The organism is Thermoflexus sp., from assembly GCF_034432235.1.
GTDB lineage: Bacteria > Chloroflexota > Anaerolineae > Thermoflexales > Thermoflexaceae > Thermoflexus.
Genome location: NZ_DAOUCJ010000083.1, coordinates 1 through 6443, shown reverse-complemented (window position 1 = coordinate 6443; position 6443 = coordinate 1). Strand labels below are relative to the sequence as shown.

The 6443-nt window shown below is 65.3% G+C and carries 4 protein-coding genes; 1 reads left to right on the top strand and 3 read right to left on the bottom strand.

The features are described from left to right. Both VAE54_RS10535 and VAE54_RS10530 read right to left on the bottom strand, forming a co-directional pair. A partial coding sequence (locus tag VAE54_RS10535) for a histidine kinase dimerization/phospho-acceptor domain-containing protein (RefSeq protein ID WP_322801924.1) occupies positions 1–1492 on the bottom strand: 1492 nt, incomplete at its 3' end. A 127-nt stretch (positions 1493–1619) separates the two neighbouring features. Continuing rightward, positions 1620–2387, bottom strand: a complete 768-nt coding sequence (locus tag VAE54_RS10530) for a fumarylacetoacetate hydrolase family protein (RefSeq protein ID WP_322801923.1) — start codon at positions 2385–2387, stop codon at positions 1620–1622. 226 nt (positions 2388–2613) lie between these two features. Between VAE54_RS10530 and VAE54_RS10525 the strand changes: the two genes are divergently transcribed. Further along, positions 2614–6069 carry an ATP-binding protein gene (locus tag VAE54_RS10525; protein WP_322801922.1) on the top strand — a complete coding sequence of 1152 codons (3456 nt, stop codon included), beginning with the start codon at positions 2614–2616 and terminating at the stop codon, positions 6067–6069. A 31-nt stretch (positions 6070–6100) separates the two neighbouring features. Here the strand turns inward: VAE54_RS10525 and VAE54_RS10520 are convergent. Further along, the coding region (locus VAE54_RS10520; protein WP_322801921.1) for a Uma2 family endonuclease at positions 6101–6443 on the bottom strand (343 nt) is incomplete at its 5' end.

Below are 6443 nucleotides of genomic sequence, written 5' to 3'. Positions count from 1 at the left end.
CATCCAGGATCCTGGCCAGCGAGCAGATCTCCATGGAGAGGGCATACCCGGACTCCAGCCGGGAGAGATCCAGCAGGTTGTTCAATAGCTCCACGATAGTCTGCATTGCCCGTTCCACTTTTTCCACGAACTCTTGCTGACGGTGGTTCAGGGGGCCGACCCGGGGCAGCAGGCTGACATAGCCTCGGATGGTGGTCAGTGGGGTGCGGACATCATGGGAAACAATCGAGACGAATTCCGATTTGATGCGATCCAGCTCCTTGAGATAGGTGATGTCCTGCATCACCACCACGTAGCCCACGCCCTCCACCGCCGTCAGGCTGGCCTGAAAGATCAAGCGATCGGGCATAGTGATCTCCTGACGGATGGTCTGCCCGATAGGGGGTTTCTGGTCGATCATGGAAAGAAGCTCCGGATGACGGATCACCGAGCGGAACGGCTGTCCCTCCGCCTGGGGAGGGAGACGGAGATGTTGCCGGGCCGATCGATTCGCCAGGATCAGGATCTCCTGAAAGTCCAGCACCAGGACCGGCTCTTCGATACCGTAGAGGACGGCCTCCAATTTGCTCTTCTCCGCCTGGATGGCTTCGAAGAGCCGGGCCTTCTCAATGGCCACCGCCGCATAATCCCCAAGCATCGTGAGGAAGTGGACATCGGGTTCAGCGAAGTCTGCCTCCCGCATGCGATTCAGCACGCCCAGCACGCCCAGAATGCGTCCATGGGCCCGGAGGGGCACGTAGAGCAGCGATCGCACCAGGATCCCGGTATCCAGCCGATGAATCCCTGGCCCCAGCAGGATCGGACGGCCGGTGCGGACCGCCCGCCCCAGCAAGCTATCGGAGACCGGCATGGTTAACGGAAGCGTGGAAACCGCCGGGGAAGCCTTCGCATCCCGGCTTCGGTGAACCCGCAGATGAAGCGTTTCGCCGGTCTCATCCAGTAGCCATACGCCGCCTTCCTCCGCCTGGGTCAGGTGGATCGCTGCTTCCATAATGGATGAGAGGATCTCCTCCAGGCGGAGGGAGGCCGTCAGCGTCTGCCCGACCTCATAGAGGACGCTGAGCTGCTGGAGCTGGCGTTGCAATCGCTCCACCATCCGAATGGACCGACGGCGCTCGCGGACCAGGGTTACAGCCCGGCGAAGGCATTCCTGGACCTCGTCGGGATGATGAGGGGCCAGCAGGAAGTCGTGAATGCCCAGGCGCACCAGACGCACCACCTCGGAGGCGGGTAGGGGCGGACCGATCATCACGCGGGTGATCGGTTGCAGTCGAATACGCTCCAGGAAGTCCTCCAGGCCAGGCAATCGCCAGTCGACGAACAGGAGGTCTGGATGAAGGGGCCCCAGCAGCGCCTCGGCCTCCGGTAGGGAAGGGGCGATATGCACCTCAAAGCGCAATGGGCCGCTTCCCAGTGTGGCCAGCACCTGGGCCAGGGCAGGCGCATCCCCCACAACCAGCGCGCGGATGACGTCGGTTCCCGGTCGATTCACCAGCCTCTCCCTACACAAGGATGGCTTCCGTATCCCCAAGGGTAACGCCATGGGCTTGCGTTGTCAAACCTTCATCCAACTCCTGGTGTGCGGCCCATTGGGGCTTGACCATGGAAGGGCTTCCTGACTATCCCTCAACCGGGTTTCGCAGTGTCCCGATGCCCGGGATCTCGACCTCCACCCAGTCTCCGGGGCGGAGCGGACCGACCCCGGCCGGGGTTCCGGTCAGGATCACATCGCCCGGCTCCAGGGTCATCACCGATGAGATGTAAGCGATCAGGGTGGGGATCGGGAAAACCATCGCCCGGGTGTTCCCATGCTGGCGGACTTCTCCATTCACCCGACAGATGATCTCGGCGTTGCTGATCTCCTCTGGGGAAAGATGGGTGACGATCCAGGGTCCCAGGGGGCAGAACGTATCGAAGCCCTTGCTCCGAGTCCACTGGCCGTCCCGTTGCTGCAGGTCCCGGGCGGTCACATCGTTCCCACATGTCACGCCGAGCACATAGGCCCATGCCTGGTGCTCCGGGATGTCCTTCCCCCGGCGTCCGATCACAACGGCCAGCTCCGCTTCGTGTTCCACCCGCTGGGATTGCGGGGGGATCCGGATGGGGCTCCCCGGCCCGATCACCGCGCTGGGGGGTTTGAGGAAAATGAGGGGCTCCGGCGGAACCTCCGCTTTCTGCTCGCGGGCGTGCTCGATGTAATTCCGGCCCACTGCGATAATCTTAGAGGGGACACAGGGTGCAAGCCATGCCCGGGCGGCTGCATGGTCCAGGGGCTTCCCACGGGAAAGCTCTCCGCGGAACGGATCGCCAGCCAGCGCATACAGCTGATCCGCCTCAACGATCACGAATTGAGGGCCGTTTTCGGTCAGGATCCGTCCGATGCGCATCCCGCGCCTCCTGTTTGGGAGATCTGGCAGCCGCAATCCTTGAAGCCACCGCATGCCTCAGCGGCTGTCTGGCTATTTTTGCCCCATGGACCGAGCGGGGTGCAATATGGAAGCGCCACCGCATCTATTTTAACGGAGTGATTTTCTAAGGCGGGTGGGCATGCCTTCAGCGGGCCCACCCCTATGCTCCCTGAAAAATTGTGAACGAAGGGGAAGGATCGCTCCCATGCTGCGCGTGCGGATGTTTGGCCGGTTTGAGGTCTGGCGGGGGGAGATGCTCATTCCGGAATCCGCGTGGTTCACTCGTCGGGCGAAACAGCTTTTTAAGATCCTGCTGCTGGCCCGGGGAAAGCCGGTGCCTTCGGACCAGCTGCTGGACTGGCTCTGGCCCCATTCCGATCCCCAGCGGGCCGCGATCACCCTTCGCAGCACCGTCCACGCCCTGCGCCGCGCACTGGAACCGGATCGACCGCCTCGCGCTTCGCGGTATATCCTCTCCCAGCCGCCCGGTTACGCGATAGCCCGGGACGCTCCGCTCTGGGTGGATGTCTGGGCCTTCGAAGATCTCCTGGAGGCCGCGGGGCGTGCGGCTGCGCCTGAGGAACGGCGCGCCTGCCTGATGGAGGCCCTCTCCCTGTATCGGGATGATCTGCTGATTGAGGATCCTTATGCGGAGTGGGCGTTGACCGAGCGGGAGCGGTTGCGCGAGCGATATATGGAAGCCGCTCTGGATCTGGCGGAGCTCCTGGCGGCGGCGGGCGCGCCGGAGAAGGCGATCCCGCTCTGTCGTCGGATTCTGGCGCTGGATGAATTCCGGGAGCCGGCCTACCGTTCCCTGATGCGCTATCAGATCGCAGTCGGGGATCTGGCCGGAGCGTTGAGCACGTATGAGCGCTGCCGGCAGGTCATGATGAAAGCTTTCGGTGTGGAACCCTCTCCCTCCACCCGCGCCCTCTACGAAGCGCTCCTTCGCGGGGAGCTCCCGTCGGCCCGTCCCCCCCGGTTTTTGCAGCCGGTGCAGGATCTCCCCCTGGTAGAGGGGATGATGGGAGAGATCTTTGTGGGGCGGGAAGCCGAACTGGAGCGCCTGCAGGAGGTCTTTGCCGGGCTGGCCAGGGGACAGGGAGGCGTGGGGGTGTTGATCGGGGAGCCGGGGGCGGGCAAAACCCGGCTGGCGGTGGAGGCGATCCGTCTTTTCGCCCATGACGCGGACGTCCTTTACATCCGCGGCCTGTTCATCGAGCGCACTCTCCCCTTTTCCTGTCTGGCGGAGGGCTTGCGGCGATTGCTGAGTCAGCTTTCGGCGGACCGGCGGGGCGAGCTGCCGCTTTTCGCCCTCGCCCAGGTCGCTCAGCTGATCCCCTCCTTGCATCTTCTTTATCCGAACCTGCCGGCCGTTCCAGAGACCACGCCGGAGGAGAACCGGCATCGCCTGATCGATGGTTTTTCCAACCTCATCATCGCCCTGGCGGATCAGCGTCCGCTGGTGATGTTTGTGGATGATCTGCACTGGACCGATGAGGCCACCCTGACCGTGGTGGGCCGCCTGGCCCGCCGCGCGGCGCGTCATCCCCTGGTGCTGTTGCTGGCCCATACCCCGGAGGAGGAGCCGGAGGGACGCGAGGTCAGCCATTTGCTGGAGATGCTGCGGCGGGAGGGGATTGGCTGCCGGATCCGGGTGGGGCGTCTTTCCCTGGAGGCCCTGGCTTTCTGGCTGGCCCGGTTGAGCGGGGAACCGGTCGAGCGCCTCAAGGGTCTCGCCCGGCGTTTGCACAGCTTGACGGAGGGGAACGCCCTTTTCACGGCGGAGCTCCTGCGCGCGGCGCTGGCGGCCGGGGGGTCGTTCCGGCGTGAGGCCCTGGAGCGCTATCTGGATGGACCGGCGGCGATCTCTTCCCTGCGTGCCCTGATCGCGGATCGGGTGGCCCGCCTGCCCGAGGGCGCGCGGGAGATCCTGGAGATCGCGGCGGTGATCGGTCGGGCGTTCCCCGTTCAATGGCTGGAGCTGATCGGACCGCCGGATCCGGAGCCCGATCTCCGGATCCTGCTGGAGCGCCATTTCCTCCGGGAGGACGCGGAAGAGCGCCTTTCTTTCGTGCATGAGGTGGTCCGCCGGGTGATCTATGAGGCGATCCCTCCGGTGGTGCGGCGACGCCAGCATCAACGCCTCGCGGAAGCCCTGGCGGCCCTGTATGGGCTTCATCCAGGCCCTTACAGTGCGGAGATCGCCTATCACTTCCAGCGCGCGGGCCGTGGGGCTCTTCCCTCGATGGTGCGTTATGCGGTGGAAGCTGGAGATCATGCCCGGCGGGCCTATGGATTCCGGCAGGCGGTGCGCCATTACGATGAGGCGCTGGCTGCTGCCGCTCAGAGCACCGGCGATGAGGGGATGGCGGAATGGATCCGGCGGGCCTATCTCGGGCGGGGGATGGCGCTGGAAGCGCTGGGGGATTGGGAGGGGATTGTGGAGACTTACACCCGATTCCGGGAATGGGCGGAGGCGCAGGGGGATCGGGTTCACGCGCTGAACGCGGCCCGCCGGCTGATGACCACCCTGGCGATGCTGGGCCGGCTGGAGGAAGTGGGAGAGCTGGCCGGGGAGATCCGGACGCAGTTCGCTTCCGAGTTGAGCCTGGCAGAAGCGGATCTGCTGGATCGTCTGGAGCTGGTCTTCGGGGAGGAATCCTCGCTTCCCTCGTCCGGGGAGGGGCTCTTCCAGCCCGCTCCTCCCCTCTGGGGTCGGCCCTGGGTGGAGCTGGCGGAAACCTTGGCGCCGGAGCAGGCGCCGCTGTTGCTGAATTTCTATGGCTGGATCCTCACGCTGCAGGGGATGGCGGAGCCGGCGGAGGCCTGCCTGCATCAGGCGTTGACCATTGCGGAAGCCACGGCGCAGTGGCCGCATGTGGTGATGAGCTGCAACCTGATGGCGTATTTGCAGGATCTACGGGGGGATTTCGCGGAAGCGCAGGCCTGGCTGAACAAAGGGCTGCAGCTGGCCCGGCGGGTTCCGGAAATGGACTGGAGCACGATCTGGGGGCGGATCTTCCAGGGGTATCTGGCGCTGCGAGCCCGCCAGCTGGAAGAGGCGCAGGCCCAGTTCCAGAGCGTGGTGACACTGTTGAAAAACCAGTCCGCTCTGCGGGCACACCGTTTAAGCGCTCAGATCGGCCTGGGGATGGTTTTCCTGGCACGGGGGGATCTCGAGCGGGCGACGGCGTTGCTGGATGAGGCGCTGGCCCAGGGGCGGGCCGTGGATGCCGTGGCTCGCAGTGTGGGGTTGATCGGGGAGGCCCGCCTGGCGCGTCTGCAGGGGCATGGGCCAGAAGCCCGCGCGTTGCTGGAGCAGGCGCTTCAATACACCGGCCGCCGAGGGCTGGTGGTGGAGTTCGTGCACGCGGCGGTGGAGGCGGGGCGCTGGGCCCGCGCGATGGGCCGTCCCGAGGCAGCGCGTTCCGTTCTGGAGGAGGCCAGCCGGTGGGCGGATGCAGCAGGCTTCCGGCCGGCGGCATTGATCGCCCGGATCGCGCTGGGGAAGGTGCTCCGCGCCGCGGGAGAGCGGGAAGCTCTGGAAACGGTGCGGGCGGAGGCCCGTCGCCTCTGGCAGGCCCTGGCCGCTCATCTGCCAGGGGGGGAACCGGTGGAGCGCTATCTGGTTCCACGGGAAGTGGTGGAAACCTTGTAGTGCTCCATCCGCTCCAGCCATCCGTCAGGGATCACAACCATCCTCGTTCCCGGAGACGCTCGATCAGGCGACGAGCGTAAGCATCGCCCCCAATCTCCAGCAGGATCATGTCCACAGGCGGCAACGGGTCTTGCCAGAGCCAATCCACCCGGATCCAGAACCCGGGGATGGTGTGGGGACGATAGATCCCGTGGGGATCCGGGGGCACGTGCTGAAAACGGCCCCGATCATCCCGCTGATAGAACTCCGCCTGCTGGCGGACCGGGTCGATGAGCCAGTATTCGGGGATGCCGGCTTCCTGGTATTCGTAGAATTTTTCGCCCCGGTCGCGGGGGGCGCTTTCGGGGGAGACGATTTCGACCACCAGGTCGGCG